Here is a 22,810-nt window from a genome sequence, read left to right as displayed (position 1 = left end):
GCAGGACTCCTAGCGCATCACAAACGGATCAGGCATTGGCGCCTGGGAAAGGTTGATCCACACCGTTTTCAGTTCGGTGTAGGCCAGCACCGAATCGATGCCGCTTTCGCGTCCATAGCCACTGTTCTTGAAGCCGCCGATCGGCGCCATCGCCGACACCGCGCGGTAAGTGTTGACCCAGATAATCCCCGAGCGCACATCGCGCGCCAGCCGATGGGCGCGGCCCAGGTCGCGGGTCCAGATGCCGGCGGCGAGGCCGAACTGCGAGTCGTTGGCGATCGCCAGCGCTTCGGCTTCATCCTTGAAACGAATCACCGACGCCACCGGACCGAAGACTTCTTCCTGCATGATCTTCATCGAGTTGCGGTCGCACTCGAACAGCGTCGGCTCGTAGAACCAGCCTTCGCCGACATCCGTCGGCCGCTTGCCGCCGGTGCGCAGGCGCGCGCCTTCAGCGATGGCATCGGCGACCAGACCTTCGACCACTGCCAATTGCTGCGCGGTGGCCATCGGGCCCATCTCGCTGTGGTCTTCCTGCGGATTGCCGATGCGGATGCGCTGGGCGCGTTCGACCAGGCGGTTGACGAACTCGTCGTAGATTTCGTCCTGCACCAGCAAGCGCGAACCGGATACGCAACTCTGTCCGGACGCTGCGTAGATGCCGGCAATCGCGCCGTTGATCGCACTGTCCAGATCGGCGTCGGCGAAGATGATGTTCGGCGACTTGCCGCCCAGTTCCAGCGACAGCTTGGCGAAGTTCTCGGCGCTGCTGCGCACCACGTGCCGGGCCGTCGCCGCGCCGCCGGTGAAGGCGATCTTGCGGATCAGCGGATGGCGGGTGAGGGCGGCGCCGGTGCTCGGGCCGTAGCCGGTGACGACGTTGACCACGCCCGGCGGAATTCCGGCTTCGAGGGCCAGCCGCGCCAGTTCCAGAATCGTTGCCGAGGCGTGTTCGGACGGCTTGATCACAATGGTGTTGCCGGCGGCGAGCGCCGGGGCCAGTTTGATTGCGGTCAGGTACAGCGGGCTGTTCCACGGAATGATCGCCGCGACCACACCCATCGCTTCGTGCACGGTGTAGGCAAACAGGTCGGGCTTGTCCAGCGGCAGGGTGCCGCCTTCAAGCTTGTCGGCGAGGCCCGCGGTGTAGTGGAAGAACTCCGGCAGATAGCCAACCTGACCACGGGTTTCGCGGATCAGTTTGCCGTTGTCGCGGCTTTCCAGCTGCGCCAGTTGCTCCTTGTTTTCGGCGATCAGGTCGCCGAGACGGCGCAACAGCTTGCCCCGTGCGGTGGCGGTCAGGCCACGCCAGGCCGGGCTGTCGAACGCCGTTTGCGCGGCTTGCACGGCGCGTTCAACGTCGGCTTCATCGGCATCGGGCAGTTCGGCCCAGGCTTGCGCCGAGGCCGGGTTGAGGCTTTCGAAGGTCTTGCCGGAGAGGGCGTCGACCCATGCTCCGCCGATGCACATCTGGAAGCGTGCGAGTGTCATGCAACGATCCCCTTTATATGGTTTTGTCGGGAGTGTGCGAATTGCAGAAATTGCAGCAAGGTCTGGTTGACCAGACGCGGCGACTCTACCGGCATCATATGCCGTTGCTCGGGCAGCACGGCAACCTTCGCACCAGGAATGCGCCGGGCCAGTTGCTCGGCCATTTCCGGAGTCGAACCGGGGTCGAGTTCGCCAGTGGCGATCAAGGTCGGTGCGGTGATCGTGCCGAGGTCGTCGGCGCGGTACATGTCTTGGGTGGCGAACAGTTCGTAGGTGGTCAGGTAGCCCTGCGGATCGTTGTTGGCCAGGGTCTGGCGCAACGCGGCGATCTGCGCCGGGTTGGCCGCCTGATATTCACGGCTGAACCAGCGTGACAGCGCCGCTTCGGCGTTGGCGTCCGGGCCATGCTCGGCGGCCTGCGCGGTGCGTGCGATGACGCCGGCGCGCTGTTCTTCGCTGCGGTTGAACACGCTGTTGAGCACCACCAGGCTTTGCAGGCGCTCTGGGTAGTGCAGGGCGAACGCCCGCGCCACCAGCCCGCCCATGGAGAAGCCGATCACTGCGGCCTGCGGCAGGTTCAGGTGATCGAGCAGCTCGAGCAACTGATCGGCGTAACCGAGCAGGTCGGTGCCGCTGGCCGGCCGCGGACTGGCGCCGTGGCCGAGCATGTCGTAGGCGATCACCTGATAGTCGCTGGACAGGCCAACGATCTGGCCGCCCCACATTTCTTTGTTCAGGCCCACGCCGTGGATCAAAACCACGGGCTGGCCTTGGCCGGTCGCCAGGTAACTGGTGCCAGCCGGGGTGAGTTCAGCGGTGAGCCGAATCATGGAGCGCTCCTGCAATGCCTTTTTATTGTGATTACTGGGCTTTTTCGGCGGCCAGTTCTTCCAGATCGATGTAGCGGTTGCCGATGCGCGGGTGCAAACGGCCGCCGTCAGCGCAGCCCAGCACCACGACGATTTCGTCGGCACGCGGGGCGTCTTCGATCTGCATTTCCAGGGTGATGTAGTGCGAACGCTGACCTTCGTCGTCCTTGTGCATCATCGGGATCTGGATCGAGGTGCCCGGGCCGCCGCGCTTGTTGGTGAAGCTCAGGTAGCTCTTGGCGTTGACCGCTTCGCGGTAGTGGTTGCCGAAGCGCAGGGTGTGGATCACGGCGGAGGCGTGTTCGATCTCGCCGTCAGCGCCGACCACCGCGGCTTTGCCGTAGGCCTCGATCTTCTGCGCACCACCGATGATGCCGACCAGACGCTCGACCATCAGCGCGCCGAGGTCGGAGCAGTTGGCGCGGATCTGCGGCTTGAGGTCTTCGACAAAACCGTTGCCCACCCAAGGGTTCTTCATCACCACGGCGAGGCCAACCATGGTCACAGGCTTGTCGGTGGCTTTGCCGCCTTCGATAAAGGTTTCTTCGACATAGCTGACGATCTTGCGGATTTCGAAACTCATGAGCTGCTCCGTAGGGGGATTGAGAGTGTCTGTGCGTCTGATGGTATACCATAATACCAATCGCGCAAGTCCCCTTGGCAAGATTCGTTTCATCCATCCGGCGAATGGCGCTGCATTCACTGACAACCACAAATCTCAATACCACCTCTAAACCCTGTGGGAGCGAGCCTGCTCGCGAAAGCGGTGTGTCAGCCAATGGAAAGGGTGACTGTTACACCGCCTTCGCGAGCAGGCTCGCTCCCACAGGGAATTCGCTTCGTTACAGAGGGCCGCTTTCGGTTAACAAAAGATAACGTGGCGCCGATTGTCAGACGTTTCCAAAGCCCGATAGGATGAGCCAGCTTCCGAAGGGGCTCTGGATGGCGGGTTTCAGGACTATGCTTCTGATCAGCCATCATCGCAGCACCCTTGCGGCGCCCTTGAAGGCCTGATGGCCCAACAATAATAAATAGGGGAAGGTCTATGAGTCGTTGCCGCCCGCCGGCGTTGCGCAACACCGCGTTGCTGGTCACAGCACTCTCTCTGCTGGGTTTTGCCACCCTCTCGACGCCAGTGATTGCCGCCGAGGCACCTGCCGATGTGGTGTATGCCACTGAATCGGCGAAGGCCGCGAAAAGCCTGATTCTCGATGTGGTCCATGCCGGCACACGCCTGGTCGCGGTCGGTGACCGTGGGCACATTCTTTATTCCGATGACCAGGGCAAAACCTGGACCCAGGCCAAAGTGCCGACCCGGCAACTGCTCACTGCGGTGTATTTCGTCGACGACCAGCACGGCTGGGCGGTCGGCCATGATGCACAGATCCTCGCCAGCGCAGACGGCGGTCTGACCTGGACCAAGCAATTCGAAGACCTCAAACGTGAATCGCCGCTGCTCGACGTCTGGTTCAAGGACGCCAACAGCGGCTTTGCCGTGGGCGCCTACGGCACGCTGCTGGAAACCACCGACGGCGGCAAGGACTGGCAAGACGTCAGCGACCGCCTCGACAACGAAGACCAGTTCCACCTCAACGCCATCGCTGCCGTGAAAGACGCCGGGCTGTTCATCGTCGGCGAGTCGGGCAGCATGTTCCGCTCCGCAGATGACGGCCAGACCTGGGAAAAACTCGAAGGCCCGTACGAAGGTTCGCTGTTCGGCGTGATCGGCACGGCGCAAGCGCAGACCCTGCTGGCCTACGGCTTGCGCGGCAATCTCTACCGCTCCACCGATTTCGGCAGCAACTGGGAGCAGGTCGAATTGAAGGCCGGGCGCGGTGCGCTGGAGTTCGGTCTGTCCGGCGGCACGCTGCTCGCAGACGGCTCGATCGTCATCGTCGGCAACGGCGGTTCGGTGATCAGCAGCAGCGATAATGGCGAAACCTTCAGCGTGTTCAACCGCCCGGATCGCATCTCGCTGTCGTCAGTCGCTGCTGCCGGCGACGGCAATCTGATTCTGAGCGGGCAGGGCGGTGTACACCTCACTCAGCCAAACGGTGCCGAGACCAATAACAAGAAGGCGGGCCTATGACTTCCTTGATCACTCCCCAGCAGGAAAAGGCGACGGTTCTCGAACGCCTGATTTTCAATAACCGCCCGGCCGTGATTCTGATCTGTCTGGTGGTGAGCATTTTCCTGTTCTGGCAGGCCACGCTGATCCGGCCGTCGACCAGTTTCGAAAAAATGATCCCGCTGCAGCATCCCTTCATCGAAAAGATGATGGAGCACCGCAACGATCTGGCGAACCTCGGCAACACCGTGCGTATCTCGGTGGAAGCCACTGACGGCGACATCTTCTCCAAGGAGTACATGGAGACCCTGCGGCAGATCAACGACGAGGTGTTCTACATCTCCGGCGTTGACCGCTCCGGGCTGAAGTCGCTGTGGAGCCCGAGCGTACGCTGGACCGAAGTGACCGAAGAAGGCTTCGCCGGCGGTGAAGTGATCCCGCAGAGCTACAACGGCTCGCAGGACAGCCTCGATCTGCTGCGCAACAACGTGCTCAAGTCCGGCCAGGTCGGGCGCCTGGTGGCCAACGATTTCAAGTCGAGCATCGTCGACATACCGCTGCTCGAGTCGTATCCCGATCCGCAGGATCAGGGCAAGTTGCTGGCGCTGGACTATCGCAAGTTTTCCCATGAACTCGAAGACAAGATCCGCAACAAGTTCGAAGCGCAGAACCCCAACGTCAAGATCCACATCGTCGGTTTCGCCAAGAAGGTCGGCGACCTGATCGATGGTCTGGTGATGGTGGTGCTGTTCTTCGGCGTCGCGTTCGTCATCACCCTGATCCTGCTGCTGTGGTTCACCAACTGCGTGCGCAGCACCATCGCAGTGCTGAGTACGACGCTGGTCGCGGTGGTCTGGCAGCTCGGCTTGATGCACTTCTTCGGATTCGGCCTCGATCCGTATTCGATGCTGGTGCCGTTCCTGATCTTCGCCATCGGCATTTCCCACGGCGTGCAGAAAATCAACGGTATCGCCCTGCAATCCAGCGAGGCCGATAACGCGCTGACGGCTGCACGGCGCACCTTCCGGCAGTTGTTCCTGCCGGGGATGATCGCGATTCTCGCCGATGCGGTGGGCTTCATTACGCTGCTGATCATCGACATCGGCGTGATCCGTGAACTGGCGATCGGTGCGTCCATCGGCGTGGCGGTGATCGTCTTCACCAACCTGATCCTGCTGCCGGTGGCGATTTCCTATGTCGGCATCAGCAAGCGCGCAATCGCCAAGAGCAAGAAAGACGCGAACCGCGAACATCCGTTCTGGCGCCTGCTGTCGAACTTCGCCAATCCGAAAGTCGCACGCATCTCGGTGGTGCTGGCGCTGATCGCTTTCGGCGGCGGCCTCTGGTACAGCCAGAACCTGAAAATCGGCGACCTCGACCAGGGCGCGCCGGAACTGCGCCCGGACTCGCGCTATAACAAGGACAACAACTTCATCATCAGCAACTACTCAACCAGTTCCGACGTGCTGGTGGTGATGGTCAAGACCAAGGCCGAAGGCTGCTCGCGCTACGAAGCCATGGCGCCAATCGATCAGTTGATGTGGAAGATGCAGAACACCGAGGGCGTGCAGTCGGCGATCTCGCTGGTGACCGTGTCCAAGCAGATGATCAAGGGCATGAACGAGGGCAACCTGAAATGGGAAACCCTGTCGCGCAACCCGGACGTGCTGAACAACTCGATCGCCCGCGCCGATGGTTTGTACAACAACAGTTGCTCACTGGCGCCAGTGCTGGTGTTCCTCAACGATCACAAGGCGGAAACCCTTGATCGTGCAGTGAGCGCGGTGCAGGAATTCGCCAAGGAAAACAACAAGGACGGCCTGGAGTTCATCCTCGCCGCCGGTAACGCCGGGATCGAAGCGGCGACCAACGAAGTCATCAAACAGGCTGAACTGACCATCCTGATTCTGGTGTACATCTGCGTCGCGGTGATGTGCATGATCACCTTCCGCTCGTGGGCGGCAACCCTGTGCATCGTCCTGCCGCTGGTGCTGACCTCGGTCCTCGGCAACGCGCTGATGGCGTTCATGGGCATCGGCGTCAAAGTCGCGACGTTGCCGGTGGTGGCGCTGGGGGTGGGGATTGGCGTGGACTATGGCATCTACATCTACAGCCGTCTGGAAAGTTTCCTGCGTGCCGGGCTGCCGTTGCAGGAAGCCTATTACCAGACCCTGAAGTCGACCGGTAAAGCCGTGCTGTTCACCGGCTTGTGTCTGGCAATCGGCGTGTGCACCTGGATCTTCTCGGCGATCAAGTTCCAGGCTGACATGGGGCTGATGCTGACGTTCATGTTGTTGTGGAACATGTTTGGCGCACTGTGGCTGCTGCCGGCGCTGGCGAAGTTCCTGATCAAGCCGGAGAAACTGGCGGGGCAGAAGGGGAATTCGTTGTTCGCTCACTGATCTGGCTGAAATGACAAAGCCGCAACCTTTGGGGGTTGCGGCTTTTTTTGTGAATCAGGATCAAGATCAACAGCCCCTCACCCTAACCCTCTCCCGGAGGGAGAGGGGACTGATTGGGGGATATTGGAGATTTGCAGCGACCTGAGCGCTCTGCTGTGAATCCATAATCGACTCGGTTATTCAGGTCGACGTATGACGAAACACAACTCGGTCGGTCCTCTCTACCTCTGGGAGGGGAGAGGGGACTGATTGGGGATATTGGAGATTTGCAGCGACCTGAGCGCTTTGCTGTGAATCCATAATCGACTCGGTGATTCAGGTCGACGTATGACGAAACACGACTCGGTCGGTCCCCTCTACCTCTGGGAGAGGGCTAGGGTGAGGGCAGGCGGTCTGAAGCCTTAAGAAAGCTCAGCGCCAAGCACAACACTCAGCGCACTCCGCGCATCATCCAGCTGCACCAGCGTCGCATGCCTTGCACCCAGTGCATCGCGGTTTTCAATGGCAGTCAGAATCGCCTTGTGCCGAGGCAACGCCAATTCATGCAGATTCGGCCGTTGATTGGAATGCTTCAGCGCCTCGGCAATCGCCACCGCCAACATGTTGCACAGATTCGCCAGCAAATCATTGTGCGTCGCGTCGGCAATCCGGCTGTGGAAATCCAGGTCCGGCTGCAACAAGGCTTCCGGCGTCGGCGCCGCTTCCATGCGTTGATACGCTTCATTGATGGCGGCAATGTCGGCATCGGTGGCGTGCTGAGCGGCGAGGGCGGCGGCGGCGGGTTCGATGATGCTGCGCACGCTGGTCAGCACGTTGAAGAATTCATTCTGCGGGCTGCTCTGCATAAGCCAGTGCAGCACGTCCGGGTCGAGCATGTGCCATTCGCGGCGCGCCTTGACCACCGTGCCGACCCGCGGTTTGGAGTACACCAGCCCCTTGGCCACCAGCACCCGCGTGGCTTCGCGCAACACCGGCCGGCTGACCGCGTACTCCTCGCAGAGCAGGGCTTCGGCGGGCAGTTTGTCGTCGGGCAAAAAGCGTCCGGAGACGATCTGCATGCCCAGTTCCTGGACGATGCGCGAGTGCATGCTTTTACGGTCGGAGGGTTTGCGGTAATCCATGGGGAGTGGCGCGATCCTGAGCGATGGAGATGCCGCGCATCATAGCAGGCACGGCGCAATCTTGAGTCGGGCAATGATCGTTCCCACGCTCCGCGCGGAAATGCAGCCCGGGACGCTCTGCGTCCCATTTGCGAGCTGGAACGCGGAGCGTCCCTTGAGGCATTCCCACGCGGAGCGTGGGAACGATCGGTGGGGGCTGTTAGTGCGAGTGGCGCGGTACTTCAGCACCACGGCAGCCGACCAGGAAGTCAAAGTCGCAACCCTGATCCGCCTGTAGCACATGGTCGATGTACAGCTGACGATAACCACCCACCACCAATTGCTGTGGTGGCTGCAGGTCGGCCATGCGCGCGGCCAGTTCGGCATCGGAAATGTCCAGATGCAGACGCCCGCTGGCGCAGTCGAGTTCGATCCAGTCGCCTTCCTTCACCGTCGCCAAAGGCCCGCCGGCCGCCGCTTCCGGCGCGACGTGCAAGACCACCGTGCCGTAGGCGGTGCCGCTCATCCGCGCATCGGAAATGCGCACCATGTCGGTCACACCTTGCGCCAACAGCTTGGCCGGCAAGCCCATGTTGCCGACTTCGGCCATGCCCGGATAACCCTTCGGCCCGCAGTTCTTCATGACCAGAATCGAGTCTTTATCGACGTCCAGCTCCGGATCGTTGATCCGTGCCTTGTACATGTCGAAGTTCTCGAACACCACGGCGCGGCCGCGATGCTGCATCAGTTCAGCAGTGGCGGCGGACGGCTTGAGCACCGCACCCAGCGGCGCGAGGTTGCCGCGCAGTACGCAGATACCGCCGTCGGCGCGGATCGGATTGTCCAGCGTGCGGATCACTTCGTCCTCGCCGTAGATCGGCGCGTCCTTGGTGTTCTCGCCGATCGACTTGCCGTTGACGGTCAGCGCGTGCGGATTCGGGATCAGATTGGCTTCGCCGAGACGACGCAGCACCGCTGGCAAGCCACCGGCGTAATAGAACTCTTCCATCAGGAAGCGCCCGGACGGCTGCAGGTCGACGATGGTCGGCATGCCGCGACCGATGCGCGTCCAGTCGTCCAGATCGAGTTCGACGCCAATACGCCCGGCGATGGCTTTCAAGTGAATTACAGCGTTGGTCGAACCACCGATGGCGGCGTTGACGCGAATGGCGTTTTCGAAGGCTTCCTTGGTGAGGATCTTCGACAGTTTCAGGTCTTCACGCACCATTTCCACGGCACGCATGCCGGACATGTGCGCCAGCACGTAACGGCGCGCATCCACTGCCGGGATCGCTGCGTTATGGGGCAGGGAAGTGCCCAGTGCTTCGGCCATGCAGGCCATGGTCGACGCGGTGCCCATGGTGTTGCAGGTGCCTGCCGAGCGCGACATGCCGCCTTCGGCCGCGAGGAAATCGTCGATGGTAATGGTGCCGGCCTTGACCTGTTCGCTGAGCTGCCAGACCACCGTGCCCGAGCCAATGTCCTTGCCCTTGTGCTTGCCGTTGAGCATCGGCCCGCCGGTGACAACGATCGCCGGCACGTCGCAACTGGCCGCGCCCATCAGCAGCGCCGGGGTGGTCTTGTCGCAACCGGTCAGCAGCACCACGCCGTCGATCGGGTTGCCGCGAATCGCTTCTTCAACGTCCATGCTCGCCAGGTTGCGGGTGAGCATGGCGGTCGGGCGCAGGTTCGATTCGCCGTTAGAGAACACTGGAAATTCCACTGGAAAACCACCGGCCTCGATCACGCCGCGTTTGACGTGTTCGGCGATCTGGCGGAAGTGCGCGTTGCACGGCGTCAGCTCCGACCAGGTGTTGCAGATGCCGATGATTGGCTTGCCGTGAAACTGGTGGTCGGCGATGCCCTGATTCTTCATCCAGCTGCGGTACATGAAGCCGTTCTTGTCGGCCGTGCCAAACCATTGGGCGGAGCGCAGGGTGGGTTTCTTATCAGCCATGATCGATTCTCTTATTGTATGACTATAGTGTTCCAGCGATGGCCTAACATAAGCGCAAATTCGCCGCTTTGGAAGTGTTGTTGCGTAATTAGTATTACTATATAGTCGTTTTCGACGGAGTGATGGCCCTGGCGGCTTTACCGCGAGAGGCGTCCCCCGAGGTTCTATAAAAACAACAATCGGAGACCGATCTCATGAGCCAGGAATTGCGGCTTATCCGGCGCATCACACTGAAACTGATTCCCTTCCTGATCCTGCTGTACCTGATCGCCTATGTGGATCGCTCCGCCGTCGGCTTCGCCAAGCTGCACATGGGCGCCGACATCGGCATTGGCGACGCGGCTTATGGCCTGGGCGCCGGGCCGTTCTTCATTGGTTACTTCCTGCTTGAAATTCCCAGCAATCTGATGCTCGAACGCTTTGGCGCGCGGCGCTGGTTTGCGCGGATCATGATCACCTGGGGCGCGATCACCATCGGCATGGCTTTCGTTCAGGGGCCGCACAGCTTCTATGTGATGCGCTTTCTGCTCGGCGCGGCCGAGGCGGGCTTCTTTCCGGGCGTGCTGTACTACATCACCCAATGGTTCCCGGTGCGCCATCGCGGCAAGATCCTCGGCCTGTTCATCCTCTCGCAACCGATCGCGATGATGATCACCGGTCCCGTGTCCGGTGGCTTGCTCGGCATGGACGGCATCCTCGGCCTGCACGGCTGGCAGTGGCTGTTCATCGTCATCGGCACTCCGGCGATTCTGCTGACCTGGCCGGTGCTGCGCTGGCTGCCGGACGGCCCGCAGCAAGTGAAATGGATGGATCAGTCTGAGAAAGACTGGCTGACCGGCGAATTGAACAAGGATCTGCAGGAATACGGCCAGACCCGTCACGGCAATCCGCTGCATGCGCTCAAAGACAAGCGCGTGTTGCTGCTGGCGCTGTTCTACCTGCCAGTGACCCTGAGCATTTACGGCCTCGGCCTGTGGCTGCCGACGCTGATCAAGCAGTTTGGCGGCAGCGATCTGGTCACCGGCTTCGTGTCCTCGGTGCCGTACATCTTCGGCATCATTGGCCTGCTGATCATCCCGCGCAGTTCGGACCGTTTGAATGATCGCTACGGGCACCTCGCGGTTTTGTATGTGCTGGGCGCTATCGGTCTGTTCATGAGCGCGTGGCTGTCGATGCCGGTAGCACAACTGGCGGCGTTGTGTCTGGTCGCTTTTGCGTTGTTCTCGTGCACGGCGGTGTTCTGGACCTTGCCGGGGCGGTTCTTTGCCGGTGCAAGTGCCGCGGCGGGGATCGCGCTGATCAACTCGGTGGGCAATCTGGGCGGGTACATCGGTCCGTTCGTGATCGGCGCGTTGAAGGAATACACCGGCAATCTGGCTTCGGGGTTGTACTTCCTCTCGGGCGTAATGGTGTTCGGGCTGATTCTGACCGGCATCGTTTACCGCGTGCTGGAGCGCAAGCATGTGCTGCCGGTTGACCAGTTTGCTGCGAGTGCGCGCGGTGCGACCCGCACCTGACCCCGGACGATGATTCACCACCGACCCTGTGGGAGCTGGCTTGCCAGCGATGACGGCGGCCTATCCGACATTGATGTGTCTGACAGATCGCTATCGCTGGCAAGCCAGCTCCCACAGGGATTTGCAGTGTTGCGGCATTTTGACTAAAGGAGAGAACGTATGCATCTGGTTCAATTCGAATTAACCAACGGCGAGCGCCGCGTGGGCGTGGTCGACACGGCGCGGGTGCGTGAAGTGCAGGGCGCGCGCAGCGTGCGCGATCTGGCGCTGGCCGCCATCGAAGCCGGCCACTCGCTGGAACAGCACGTACAAACCCTCGGCTTCGGCGTCGATCACGATTACGCCGAACTGCTCGCCGAGCTGCGCATCCTGCCGCCACTCGATCACCCGGACCCGGCGCACATGCTGGTCAGCGGCACCGGCCTGACCCACTTGGGCAGCGCCTCGGCGCGGGACAAAATGCACCAGCAGGCCGGCGACGAAGCGGCCATGACCGACACCATGCGCATTTTCAAATGGGGTCTGGAGGGAGGCAAACCGGCAGCGGGGCAGGCCGGCGTACAACCGGAATGGTTCTACAAGGGTGACGGCAGCATCGTCGTGCGCCCGGGCCAGCCATTCCCGTTGCCACCGTTCGCCGAAGACGCTGGCGAGGAGCCGGAAATGGCCGGCCTCTACGTGATCGGTCACGACGGCAAGCCGTATCGCCTCGGCTTTGCGGTGGGCAACGAGTTCTCCGATCACGTCATGGAGCGCAAGAATTACCTGTACCTGGCGCATTCGAAATTGCGCAGTTGCAGTTACGGTCCGGAACTTCGCACCGGTGAATTGCCTCAACACCTAGCAGGCGCCAGTCGCATCCTGCGTGACGGTGAAGTGCTGTGGCAGAACGAGTTCCTCAGCGGCGAGGCCAACATGTGCCACAGCCTGGCGAACCTCGAGTATCACCACTTCAAATACCGGCAGTTCCTGCGTCCGGGCGACGTGCACATTCATTTCTTCGGCACCGCGACGCTGTCGTTCGCCGACGGCATTCGTACCCAACCGGGCGACGTGTTTGAAATCAGTCAGGCTGAGTTCGGCGCACCGCTGGTCAATGGTATCGTGCCGATCGACGCAGTGTTTGCCCCCGACAGCATTGGCACCCTTTAAGGAGATCCCATGACTCAGATTCTCGGTCACAACTACATTGGCGGTCAGCGCAGCGCCGCTGGCAGCGTCAAACTGCAATCGGTCGACGCCAGCACCGGCGAAGCACTGCCGCACAACTTCATCCAGGCCACTGCCGAAGAAGTCGACGCCGCCGCCAAGGCTGCCGCCGCCGCATACCCGGCCTATCGCAGCCTTAGCGCTGAACGCCGTGCACAGTTTCTCGACGCGATTGGCGATGAACTGGACGCCCTCGGCGATGACTTCGTCGCCGTGGTCTGCCGCGAAACCGCACTGCCGGCCGGGCGCATTCAGGGCGAACGCGGTCGCACCAGCGGGCAGATGCGTCTGTTTGCCAAGGTCCTGCGTCGCGGTGATTTCTATGGCGCACGCATCGATCAGGCATTGCCCGACCGTCAGCCATTGCCACGCCCGGACCTGCGTCAATATCGCATCGGCCTCGGCCCGGTCGCGGTGTTCGGCGCGAGCAACTTCCCGCTGGCATTCTCCACCGCCGGCGGCGACACCGCAGCGGCGCTGGCCGCCGGTTGCCCGGTAGTCTTCAAGGCCCACAGCGGCCACATGGCCACCGCGGAGCTGGTTGCTGACGCGATCATTCGCGCAGCGGAAAAAACCGGCATGCCTGCCGGCGTGTTCAACATGATCTACGGCGGTGGCGTCGGCGAGTGGCTGGTCAAGCACCCGGCGATTCAGGCCGTCGGTTTCACCGGTTCGCTCAAGGGCGGCCGTGCTCTGTGCGACATGGCTGCGGCGCGTCCGCAACCGATTCCAGTGTTCGCCGAAATGTCGAGCATCAACCCGGTGATCGTGCTGCCGCAAGCGCTGGCGACACGTTCGGAAACCGTCGCCCGCGATCTCACCGCGTCGGTGGTCCAGGGCTGCGGTCAGTTCTGCACCAACCCGGGCCTGGTCATCGGCATCCGCTCGCCGCAGTTCAGCGCGTTCGTGCAGCAGGTCGCTGCAGCGATCGGCGATCAGCCGGCGCAAACAATGCTCAACGCCGGCACCCTCGGCAGCTATGGCAAAGGCCTGGAAAAGCTCTTGGCACATAGCGGCATCGAACATCTGGCCGGTAATCCGCAGCAGGGCAATCAGGCGCAACCGCAGCTGTTCAAAGCGGATGTCAGCCTGTTGATCAACGGCGATGAAGTGCTGCAGGAAGAAGTGTTCGGCCCGACCACGGTGATCGTTGAAGTCGCCGATCAGGCGCAACTCAGCGCGGCGCTGCACGGCCTGCACGGGCAACTCACCGCGACGATCATCGGCGAGCCGGCCGACTTCGAACAGTTCGCCGAACTGACGCCGCTGCTCGAACAGAAAGTCGGGCGCATCCTGCTCAACGGTTATCCGACCGGTGTCGAGGTCTGCGATTCGATGGTTCACGGCGGGCCGTATCCGGCGACGTCCGATGCGCGCGGCACCTCGGTGGGCACGCTGGCGATCGACCGTTTCCTGCGCCCGGTGTGCTTCCAGAACTACCCGGACAGCTTGCTGCCCGAGCCGCTGAAGAACGCCAACCCGCTGCGCATTCAACGACTGGTGGATGGCAAGCCATCGCGTGAGGCGATCTAAAGCCCACCCCTGCAGGAGTGAGCCGGCCCGCGATAGCGGTGAGCTATTGATCGTTCCCACGCTCCGCGTGGGAATGCAGCCCGGGACGCTCTGCGTCCCAGTGGAACGCGGAGCGTCCCTAGAGGCATTCCCACGCAGAGCGTGGGAACGATCAACAGCCTTTCACGGCCTGACCACTGCAATCGCGAGCAGGCTCACTCCTACAAGGGGGCTCGGTGCGACATTAAGCTATCATTGGCCCTTTCCCCCAAAGAAAGACTGTTTGCCATGACTGCCCAAACCCTTCTCAACGCCCTCGAACACTGCGGTATGGTCGAAATCGACGGCCTGCACGCCTTCGAATTCGCTCTCGACGAGGACGACAACCTGCACATCGAATGCATCGATGGTCGTACGGCCAAACATTGGGAATTCACCCCGGCACAAGTCGAGGCTGCAACCTTCGATGACGAGCTGCAGAGCTGGCTGATCATCGGTTACGCCAGCGACACCAAGACCACGGGTGAACACCGCCTGGTCTGCCTCGGCGATGTAGTCAGCAGCAGCGACGATGAGGATGAACAATAATGAAGATGCGTAATTTCTGGCCGCTGCTGATGGCCGGCAGCGTCGGCGCGATGGGCTTTTCCAGCGCCTACGCGGAAAACTTCCAGTTACTGGTCGGCTCGTACACCGCCGGCAGCAGCGAAGGCATTTACCGGATGAATTTCGACAGCGCCACCGGGCAGATCGCCGCCAAGCCGCTGCAAGTGGTCAAAACGGAAAACCCGTCGTGGCTGACCCTGTCCAGGGATCAGAAGCGCCTGTTTGTGGTCAACGAAAACGGTCCGGGCCAGCAGGACCCGGTCGGCCGCGTCAGCAGCTTCGCCATCGATCCGAAAACCCACGCCTTGAGCCTGATCAATCAGGTGCAGAGCCTGGGCAACGAGCCAACCCATTCCAGCCTCAGCGCTGACGCCAGCCACTTGTTCGTCAGCAACTATTCAGTGGTGGAAGATCCGGGCGGCACCCTGGCGGTGCTGCCGGTCGGTGCCGACGGCAAGTTGCAGCCGGTGGTGCAGATGAGCGCGCACCCGGCCAGCGGGGTCAATCCTGAGCGTCAGGCGTCCAACCATGTGCATTCGACGGTGTCCTCGCCGGATGGCCGCTACGTGTTCTCCAACGATCTGGGCGCGGACAAGATCTTCATCTATCAATTCGACCCGAAAGCCAATCCGCACCTGCCGCTGACGCCTGCGAAGACGCCGTCGGTGGCGTTACCGGCCGGCAGCGGCCCGCGCCATCTGTTGTTCAGCGCCGATGGCAAGCACGCCTGGCTGACCATGGAAATGAGCGCGCAGGTCGCGGTGTTCGACTACAAGGATGGCGTCCTTACCCAGACGCAACTGGTCGATCTCGCCGCCGATCAGCCGACCTCGGACAAGGCCGGCGCCGCGTTGCATGCCTCGGCGGATGGCAAGTTTCTCTACGTCAGCAACCGTGGCACTGCCAATCAACTGGTGGTGTTTGCCATCGATGCGGCCAGCGGTCAGTTGAAAGAACTGCAAAAGCGCTCGGTGGAAGGCGACCATCCGCGTGAATTCGCCCTCGATCCGAGTGGGAAATTTGTGCTGATCGCCAACCAGAAGAGCAACGAGATTGTCGTCGTCGAGCGCGATGGCAAGACCGGCCTGCTCGGCAAAACCGTGCAGAAACTGCCGATCGACGCGCCCAGCGACTTGAAGTTTCTAGTGCGACAATAAGCCACAGGCCCCGTTCTACGGGGCCTGCGTCTTTGTATTAATTACGCTGATAACGGCTAATGCTACAAAAGATTTCAAGCGGCAACCCTGCAGCGTTACGTTTGTTTCACAGCCCGACCGGGCAAACCAAGCAAACGAACACGAGGGTTACCGCCATGAACTTCAATCTCTTCTCCGTTATTGCCGCCTCCGCCATTTCCGCCACCGTGGTACTGCCTGCCGGTGCCAACGTCGAAATCGCCGAGAAAAAATCCCATACCCAGAGCTACACCCAGAAATACCTGCAACAAAGCGCTAACTTCTACGCCGCGCTGGATCACAAAACCCAGGCCTGAAATTCCCGTCACCTGAAAAGGGCTGTCGAAGGCTGCGATTTACGTCAAAGATCGCAGCCTTCGACGGCCCTTTTTGCGCGCTCAACAAGTAGCCATGATCGATCGTTCCCACGCTCTGCGTGGGAATGCAGCCGGGGACGCTCCGCGTCCCATGGAACGCGGAGCGTCCCTAGAGGCATTCCCACGCAGAGCGTGGGAACGATCCGTAAAAAACGCAGAGCGTGGGAACGATCAGTACTCAGCTTTCTGCGCTCATAGCTTTGCTCTTGCTGACAAATAGAGCGGGTAAATAATCAACGAAGCTGATGTTTACTATGGCAAACCCTGAGTGGTTGCGACGGCTTTTTTGATTGATTCTGTGGGCATCGAAACCTGCCTACGGGAGAACACCATGGCCAGCGCAATCCTTCACTCCGCCAAACGCGGCGCCTACCTGGCCATTGGTGTGTACCTGGCCGTGGTGCTGTTCGTCAGCATCGCCTCGCAGATGGAACACAACTTCGACGCGCCCATCGACGTCGCCCATCCCGGTGTCCAGTTCGAAGTGCGCTCGCAGAGCGTGATGGTCGACCGGGCCGAACTCGCAGGAGTCGGCGGCGCATGAAAGGCTACAGACTCTGGGTGATCGCCGGTCTGGCGTTCTTCACCAACGGCACTTCGTTATTAGGCATCGGCCAAGGCTCCGTCGGCGCGCTGGCCCGGGCCATAGAGGTCAATCACAGCATCGCTCACAACATCGAACGCGCCAACACGCTGGGGCTGATGGCCGGCAATCCTCCGGCCAAGATCGCAGTGGACTTCCTCGGTCCGTTCGAAGTCGATTGCATGGCGCTGGGCATGTGCCAGGTGCTGGCCTGATCGAGCCGCGCTGAGCATGATGATCGTTCCTACGCGCAGCAAAGGAATGCAGCCCCGGACGCTCGGCGTCCGATCTAACTTCGAGCTACTTCTTCATGATCGACGTGAACAGTTCGGACTCGAGCAACCGCTGCAACCATCCCTGTAACGCCACATACGGCGTCTGCGCGAACCACTCGCGATCGACATGGGCGAACTGGCGAATGAACGGCAGCAGGGCGACGTCGGCGAGGCTGAGCTGATCACCCAGCAAGTAGTCCTGATCCGCCAGCATCAGGTCCAGCGAATGGACGATCATTTCGCATTCCATGCGATAGACCTCCATCGGTTTTTCCGGGTAGCGCTCGGCGTACTTGTAGTGATTCAGTGACGTCTTGAACTGCGTGTCGTTGGTCTCGATCAGCATATCGGCGACGAGCTGCGCGCCGGGATCGCTCTTCAGGCGCCAGTCGTCCGGATCATGCTGCTCCAGGGCCCAGCGCATGATCGCCAGGCTTTCATCGATCACCCGGCCGTTGGCATTGAGCACCGGCACCGTGCCTTTGGGCGAGAGCGCGAGCATCTCGGCCGGTTTGTCCTTGAGGCTGACCTCAACGATCTCCACCGGCACGCCTGAGTAATGCAAGGTCATCCGCGCACGCATCGCATACGGGCAGCGGCGGAAGGAATACAACGTGTTCATTTCACCTCCAGGGTGCTCAAACCATTGCCTTGGCGCTGCACCTGAATCTGCACCGGAATGCGCTCGTGCATTTCCTGCACATGGGAGATCACCGCGACCTTGCGGCCCTGCGCCTGCAAGCCGTCGAGGGCGTCCATCGCCAGTTGCAGGGATTCCGGATCGAGGCTGCCAAAGCCTTCGTCGATAAACAGCGATTCGATTTTCAGCGTGCTCGAGGCCATCGACGCCAGCCCCAATGCCAGCGCCAGCGACACCAGGAACGTCTCGCCGCCGGACAACGAATGCACCGAGCGCAGTTCATCGCCCATTTCCGTGTCCAGCACCAGCAGGCCGAGCATGCTGCCGCCGCGTTTGAGGCGATAGCGTTTGACCAGTTGACGCAACTGCACGTTGGCGTGATGCACCAGCAGATCAAGATTGTAGGCCTGGGCGATCTTGCGGAAAGTGTCGCCGGTGGCCGAGCCGATCAGCGCACTGAGGCGCGCCCAGCGCTGATATTCGGCGTAAGCGTCGGCGATCTGCTGCGCCAGTGCCTGATTGGCGTTCTGCCGGCGCTGGTCTTCGACTTGTTCGGCGCGCAGTTCGGCGCATTGCTGCTCACTGACGGCAAACTGGTTCTGCAGGTCGGCGAGGGCGCTGGCCAGTTGTTCGGCATCGAGATTGCCGTTGTGTTGTGCCTGATGATCGAGCAGACGCTGGTCGCGTTCCTGCAACAACACCTGAGCCTGTTCGATGGCCTTCTCGTTGTGCTGCAAACGCTGGCGCAGTTCGCTGAGTTGCGTGTCGTCGACCTGCAGCAGTGCTTCGAGACCCTGGTCATCCAGCTCCGGATGACGGCCCCGCCAGTCGGCAAGCTTGCCGCACAGGTCCTGATCTTCGCTGTGCAGCGCTTGCTGTCGTTCCTGCTGCGCCCTCAATTCAGCGGTGATCTGCACGAGTTGCGTACGCACACTTTGCAGTTCATGCGCGGTACTGGCTTCGCTGCCGCGCGCCTGTTCAACCGCCTGTTCGAGTTGCTGCTGCCATTGCTCGGCGCTGCGGTGTTCGCCAAGCAGTTGCGCGAGTTTTTGTTGGCAAGCCTGCTGCTGCTCGGTCAAACCGTTGAGTTGCGCTTCGGCGCTGTGTAACTGCTGCGCGCGGGTCTGCTGGCGGTCCTGTTCCTTCTCCAGCGTCTGCTGGCGCTGCAGTTGTTCGGCCTGTTCTTCCTTGTACTGATCGAGCTGAGCCAGACGCTCGGCGATCTGCCGGTCGAGCTGCATGAAGGTCGCGGCCGGTTCCTGACGCAGGGCTTGGAGGGTGTCGGCGGGAAGCAGGCTGGCGAACGCGGCGAGCTCTTCGTCGAGACGCTGACGGTCGCTGCTCAGTTCGCGCTGCTGATTGCTCAATTGTTGCGCGGCTTGCTGATGCGCGGTTTCGGCCTGGCGCAGTTGTTGAGTCAGGCGCGCGGCGTCCTGTTGCAGGGTGAGCAGGGCGCTCTGGCGCTGCTCGTCCTGGCTGATGCTCTGGTTCAGTTGCTCGTTTTGCCGGGTCAGCCAGGCGTCGCGTTTGGCCGCGTCCTGATTGAACAATTGTGCTGCCAGCGGATGCGCCTCGAGGCTTGGCGCCAAGGCTTGTTGCTGCGCTGCCAGCTGCTCCTGCTGCTGCAGCAGTTCTTTCTGTTGCGCGATAACGCCGCCGACTTCGGCGCGCAACTCGATGAGTTTTTCCTTGAGCTGATCGACCATCCGCTGGGCGTTGGCCTGTTCGCTTTCATCGTGACGACCAAGGCTTTGCAGCAACGCTTCGGGCTGATGATACGGATGCTCGTTGCTGCCACAGACCGGGCACGGCTGGTCGTCCTGCAGCTGTGCGCGCAACTCTTCGACACTGGCACTGCGCGCCAGACGCTGGCGCTCAAGCAGCTCGCGGGTGACGTTGAGGGTCTGCTCGGCGACGGTCAGCTCGGCTTTGCTTTTCACCCCGTCCTGAGTCAGTTGCTCGCGCTGCTGCTGGGCGCTGAGCAGGCGTTGTTGCAGTTCGCTGCTGCGCTGGTCGAGGTCCTGTTGGCTGGCCCACAGACGCGACAGATCTTCGAAGGCGCGCAACTGTTTGCGGTTGTCCTGCAGCAACGTGCCGAGCAGGCCGATCTGTTCGGCAACCGCATCGGGCTCGGCGCCAGCCTCCTTGAACAGCACTTCGAGTTGCTGCTTTTGCGCGGTCAGGGCATCTGCGCTGCGGGCGGCGTTGTCTTCGAGGCTGGCCAGTTCCGTCTGGCCCTTGTTCAAACGATTGCCGATCAGCATCAGCTGTTGCAGGCGATCGCGGTAGGCATTCCAGGCGTCGCTCAGCGGCGCCAGATGGGCGCTTTGCTCCAGCTCGCTGGCGATGCGCTGCAAACGTTCGGCGGCCTCGGCCTGCTTCTCCTGCAAAGTCTGAATGGCCTGCTGGCCGTCGGTGCAGGCCTGCTGCGCCGCGAGTCTGGCCTCGGAACTTTGCGCGACGTCCTTGACCAGACGGGCGAGGGTGCTTTGTTCTTCAAAGGCCTGACGCAACAGCGGCGCGTTCTCGCTTTGCCGTTGTTGCGCCTGGCTCAGGGTGGCTTTCGCCGTCTCAAGCGTTTGCTCCAGTTGCGTCTGGCGCTCGCTCAACTTGGCGTGTTGTTGCGTGTGCGCGGCGATCTGCACGGCCAACGGCGTGAGCAGTGCATCAAGTTCGGTCTTGCGGGCGAACTGGTGCCGTTGCGGGGCCAGTTGCTCGAGTTGGCTCAGCTTGACCCGCTCACCGGCCAGCGCTTGCCATTGCTGCTGCGCGCTGTGCAATTGCTCGGTGGCGGCTTGCTGCGAATCCTGCAACAGGCGCAGATCCTTGAGCCAGCCGTGCTGCTGCTCAAGTTGTTTGAGCTGCGCCTGTTGCAGCTTCATTTGTTGCTGCGCGGCGCTGCAACGCGCGTCCAGCTCGGCGCGGGCTTCAGGGGCGAGCGGAGTAACGCCGCTGGCCTGATCCTGCAACAACTTGTGCGCTTCGCGGGCCTCTTTGGTCTTGTCAAAGGCGCGGCGACCGAGGCGCGTATACAGCGCGGTGTCGGTGAGTTTTTCCAGCAATTCGCTGCGATCGTTGTCGTCCGCCTTGAGGAACGCGCTGAACTCACTCTGCGCCAGCAACACGGCGCGGGTGAACTGCTCGAAGTTCAGGCCCAGCGCGGCTTCGAGCTGGGTTTTGTACTCGCCTTTCTGGCTGGCGAGCAACTGATCCTGATCGATATCGCGCAGGCTTTGCCGACTGGCCTGCAACTTGCCGCCGGCCTTCTCGCGCGCACGATTGGCTTCCCAGCGCGCGCGATAGCGTCGACCGTCAACACCGACAAAATCCACCTCGGCATAGCCTTCGCCGGTGCCGCGACGCAACAGCGTACGCGGGTCGCCGGTGGCGATTTCGCCGTCGGCATCGGGGACTTTGGCGTCGCGGCCAGTGTTGTTGAGGCGCGGCACCGCACCGAACAGCGCCAGGCACAAGGCATCGAGCAGCGTGCTTTTGCCGGCGCCGGTCGGGCCGGTGATCGCAAACAAGCCAGCGCTGGCCAGCGGTTCGGCGGTGAAATCGATTTCGAACGGACCGGCCAGCGAGGCCAGGTTCTTCAAACGAATGGCGAGAATCTTCATGGCTGCTCGCCCTCCATTTGTACGTCCTGCAGCAGTTCGGCGAAGTCCTTGAGAGTCTGTTCGTCGACCTCGCTGCCATAGTTGTCGAGCCAGGCGCGGCTGAACAATTCCTGCGGGGTGAGCTGGTCGAGTTCGATCAGCGCGCTGCCGTCCTCGCCGCCGTCAGCGCCTCGGTTACCGGCGTATTCAGCGGCGATGCGCACCAAACGCACGGCTTTGCCTTGCAGCGCGGTTTCCACTTGATGACGCAAATCCGGCTGCGGCTCGTCAAGGCGCACACGCACTTCCAGCCACGGCTGACGCTGGGTTTCGGCGAGCAGGTCGATGTTCGGCAGATCCGCCAGTTGCAGGAGAATCTCGGCCAGCGGCGCCGGACCGATGCGCTGCAGATTGACCGAGCGCGGGATCAGTTTCGGCTCGACGCTGACCAAGGTTTCACCGTCGAGGATGACATCGAGAACCTGGTGCTGATAACCGATCTCCGAGAACGACAGCGGAATCGGCGAGCCGCTGTAGCGAATCCGCTCCTCGCCGTTGACCTTCTGCGGCTTGTGCAAATGGCCGAGGGCGACGTAGCTGATGCTCGCGCCGAACAGGCTGGCGGGCAGGGCTTCGGCGTTGCCGATGATCAGGCTGCGCTCGGAATCCTCCGACACCGAACCGCCGGCCATGTGCGCGTGGCTGATGGCGATCAGCGCCTGACCCGGCTGGCGCTTGGCGTTGGCCGCTTCGATCAGCCATTCATGCACCTGACCGATGCCGCGCAAATAGTTGTCGCCCAAATGCGCACCGGTGACTTCAGCGGGACGCAGGAACGGCAGCGCCAGGCACCATGCGGCGATTTCACCGGTTTTATCCGGCAACGGCAGCAGCAGCCGTTCGGCATCCAGTTGCCCGTCATCCAGCCACAGCACCCGACCCAGCGCATGGGTGCGCAAACGCCGCATCAACGGCGCCGGCAGCTCGATGCGCGAGCCGGAATCATGGTTGCCGGCGATCATCACGATGGTCAGCAACGGCTGCTGTTCGTGGGCGCTGACGATGAAATCGTAGAGGCGTTCCTGGGCTTTGACCGGCGGGTTGACCGTGTCGAAGATATCCCCGGCGATCAGCAGCACATCCGGCTGCGCCAGTTGCAATTGGCGCAGCAGCCATTCGAGAAAGCACGCATGCTCGAAGTCGCGCTCCTGGCCGTGCAGGTTTTGCCCAAGGTGCCAGTCGGAGGTGTGGAACAGACGCAAGGTGGACTCCGCTAAAAATCAGGTGAAGGCCGCTGGAAAATGACGGCGGCAAAAGAAAGAGAGTTTACAGATTAATGTCGGGGCAGGGCTTGTCGTGGCGATCAGCGCTACAGCGTTGGCGCGAGGCGGATCAACAAAGCCTCGCCACCATAGCCACGGAATACGCGG

The 22,810-nt window shown here is 61.7% G+C and carries 18 protein-coding genes; 10 read left to right on the top strand and 8 right to left on the bottom strand.

Annotation, left to right across the window (positions count from 1 at the left end; translation table 11 throughout):
• Window positions 1-9: 9 nt before the first annotated feature.
• From M0746_RS13490 to M0746_RS13480, 3 genes are read right to left on the bottom strand one after another with little or no spacing between them, the layout of a single operon-like run.
• On the bottom strand, window positions 10-1,491 hold the full coding sequence (locus M0746_RS13490; protein WP_258449531.1) for an aldehyde dehydrogenase: 1,482 nt from the start codon (window positions 1,489-1,491) through the stop codon (window positions 10-12).
• The gene (locus tag M0746_RS13485) at window positions 1,488-2,321 is read right to left on the bottom strand and encodes an alpha/beta fold hydrolase (protein WP_208937741.1); all 834 of its coding nucleotides are present in this window, start codon (window positions 2,319-2,321) and stop codon (window positions 1,488-1,490) included. Before M0746_RS13485 ends, M0746_RS13490 begins: the two co-directional genes overlap by 4 nt.
• A gap of 31 nt (window positions 2,322-2,352) precedes the next feature.
• Complete coding sequence (locus M0746_RS13480; RefSeq protein WP_258449530.1) at window positions 2,353-2,943, bottom strand: amino acid synthesis family protein; 591 nt, start codon at window positions 2,941-2,943, stop codon at window positions 2,353-2,355.
• A 462-nt stretch (window positions 2,944-3,405) separates the two neighbouring features.
• On the opposite strand from M0746_RS13480, the gene M0746_RS13475 reads away from it, so the two are divergent.
• Both M0746_RS13475 and M0746_RS13470 read left to right on the top strand, forming a co-directional pair.
• Window positions 3,406-4,449, top strand: a complete 1,044-nt coding sequence (locus tag M0746_RS13475) for a WD40/YVTN/BNR-like repeat-containing protein (protein WP_258449529.1) — start codon at window positions 3,406-3,408, stop codon at window positions 4,447-4,449.
• Window positions 4,446-6,830 carry an efflux RND transporter permease subunit gene (locus M0746_RS13470; RefSeq protein ID WP_258449528.1) on the top strand — a complete coding sequence of 795 codons (2,385 nt, stop codon included), beginning with the start codon at window positions 4,446-4,448 and terminating at the stop codon, window positions 6,828-6,830. The genes M0746_RS13475 and M0746_RS13470 overlap by 4 nt, the downstream gene beginning before the upstream one ends.
• Window positions 6,831-7,231: 401 nt before the next feature.
• Here the strand turns inward: M0746_RS13470 and M0746_RS13465 are convergent, their stop codons facing one another.
• Together M0746_RS13465 and M0746_RS13460 are read right to left on the bottom strand one after the other, a co-directional pair.
• A complete protein-coding gene (locus tag M0746_RS13465; RefSeq protein ID WP_024013185.1) occupies window positions 7,232-7,951 on the bottom strand; it encodes a FadR/GntR family transcriptional regulator in 720 nt (239 codons plus the stop codon).
• 199 nt (window positions 7,952-8,150) lie between these two features.
• Window positions 8,151-9,887 carry an IlvD/Edd family dehydratase gene (locus M0746_RS13460; RefSeq protein ID WP_258449527.1) on the bottom strand — a complete coding sequence of 579 codons (1,737 nt, stop codon included), beginning with the start codon at window positions 9,885-9,887 and terminating at the stop codon, window positions 8,151-8,153.
• 194 nt (window positions 9,888-10,081) lie between these two features.
• On the opposite strand from M0746_RS13460, the gene M0746_RS13455 reads away from it, so the two are divergent.
• From M0746_RS13455 to M0746_RS13420, 8 genes are all read left to right on the top strand, one after another.
• Window positions 10,082-11,404: an MFS transporter gene (locus tag M0746_RS13455; protein WP_258449526.1), complete on the top strand. Its 1,323-nt coding sequence runs from the start codon at window positions 10,082-10,084 to the stop codon at window positions 11,402-11,404.
• Window positions 11,405-11,563: 159 nt separating this feature from the next.
• A complete protein-coding gene (gene araD1 / locus M0746_RS13450) occupies window positions 11,564-12,556 on the top strand; it encodes an AraD1 family protein (protein WP_258449525.1) in 993 nt (330 codons plus the stop codon).
• A 9-nt stretch (window positions 12,557-12,565) separates the two neighbouring features.
• Window positions 12,566-14,146, top strand: a complete 1,581-nt coding sequence (locus M0746_RS13445; protein WP_258449523.1) for an aldehyde dehydrogenase (NADP(+)) — start codon at window positions 12,566-12,568, stop codon at window positions 14,144-14,146.
• 267 nt (window positions 14,147-14,413) lie between these two features.
• Window positions 14,414-14,713, top strand: coding sequence for a DUF5629 family protein (locus M0746_RS13440; protein WP_208937734.1), 300 nt, complete (start codon window positions 14,414-14,416; stop codon window positions 14,711-14,713).
• On the top strand, window positions 14,713-15,888 hold the full coding sequence (locus tag M0746_RS13435; protein WP_258449522.1) for a lactonase family protein: 1,176 nt from the start codon (window positions 14,713-14,715) through the stop codon (window positions 15,886-15,888). Before M0746_RS13440 ends, M0746_RS13435 begins: the two co-directional genes overlap by 1 nt.
• A 155-nt stretch (window positions 15,889-16,043) precedes the next feature.
• Complete coding sequence (locus M0746_RS13430) at window positions 16,044-16,223, top strand: hypothetical protein (RefSeq protein ID WP_090282941.1); 180 nt, start codon at window positions 16,044-16,046, stop codon at window positions 16,221-16,223.
• Window positions 16,224-16,614: 391 nt separating this feature from the next.
• On the top strand, window positions 16,615-16,827 hold the full coding sequence (locus tag M0746_RS13425; RefSeq protein WP_093102180.1) for a hypothetical protein: 213 nt from the start codon (window positions 16,615-16,617) through the stop codon (window positions 16,825-16,827).
• On the top strand, window positions 16,824-17,081 hold the full coding sequence (locus tag M0746_RS13420) for a hypothetical protein (protein WP_208937732.1): 258 nt from the start codon (window positions 16,824-16,826) through the stop codon (window positions 17,079-17,081). Before M0746_RS13425 ends, M0746_RS13420 begins: the two co-directional genes overlap by 4 nt.
• Window positions 17,082-17,166: 85 nt before the next feature.
• Here the strand turns inward: M0746_RS13420 and M0746_RS13415 are convergent, their stop codons facing one another.
• The 3 genes from M0746_RS13415 to M0746_RS13405 are packed head-to-tail and all read right to left on the bottom strand — an operon-like array spanning window position 17,167 to window position 22,642.
• Window positions 17,167-17,763 (bottom strand): glutathione S-transferase, encoded by a 597-nt coding sequence (locus M0746_RS13415; protein WP_258449521.1) that lies wholly within the window; start codon window positions 17,761-17,763, stop codon window positions 17,167-17,169.
• Entirely contained in the window at window positions 17,760-21,401 is a 3,642-nt protein-coding gene (locus M0746_RS13410) for an AAA family ATPase (protein ID WP_258449520.1), read from the bottom strand. The genes M0746_RS13415 and M0746_RS13410 overlap by 4 nt, the downstream gene beginning before the upstream one ends.
• Window positions 21,398-22,642, bottom strand: coding sequence for an exonuclease SbcCD subunit D C-terminal domain-containing protein (locus M0746_RS13405; protein ID WP_258449519.1), 1,245 nt, complete (start codon window positions 22,640-22,642; stop codon window positions 21,398-21,400). The genes M0746_RS13410 and M0746_RS13405 overlap by 4 nt, the downstream gene beginning before the upstream one ends.
• Window positions 22,643-22,810 lie beyond the last annotated feature (168 nt).

The sequence above is a fragment of the Pseudomonas sp. S11P7 genome (genome assembly GCF_023195435.1).
Lineage (GTDB): Bacteria > Pseudomonadota > Gammaproteobacteria > Pseudomonadales > Pseudomonadaceae > Aquipseudomonas > Aquipseudomonas fluorescens_G.
The sequence above is the reverse complement of the archived record's forward strand: the minus strand, read 5'-3'. Positions and strand labels throughout refer to the sequence as shown.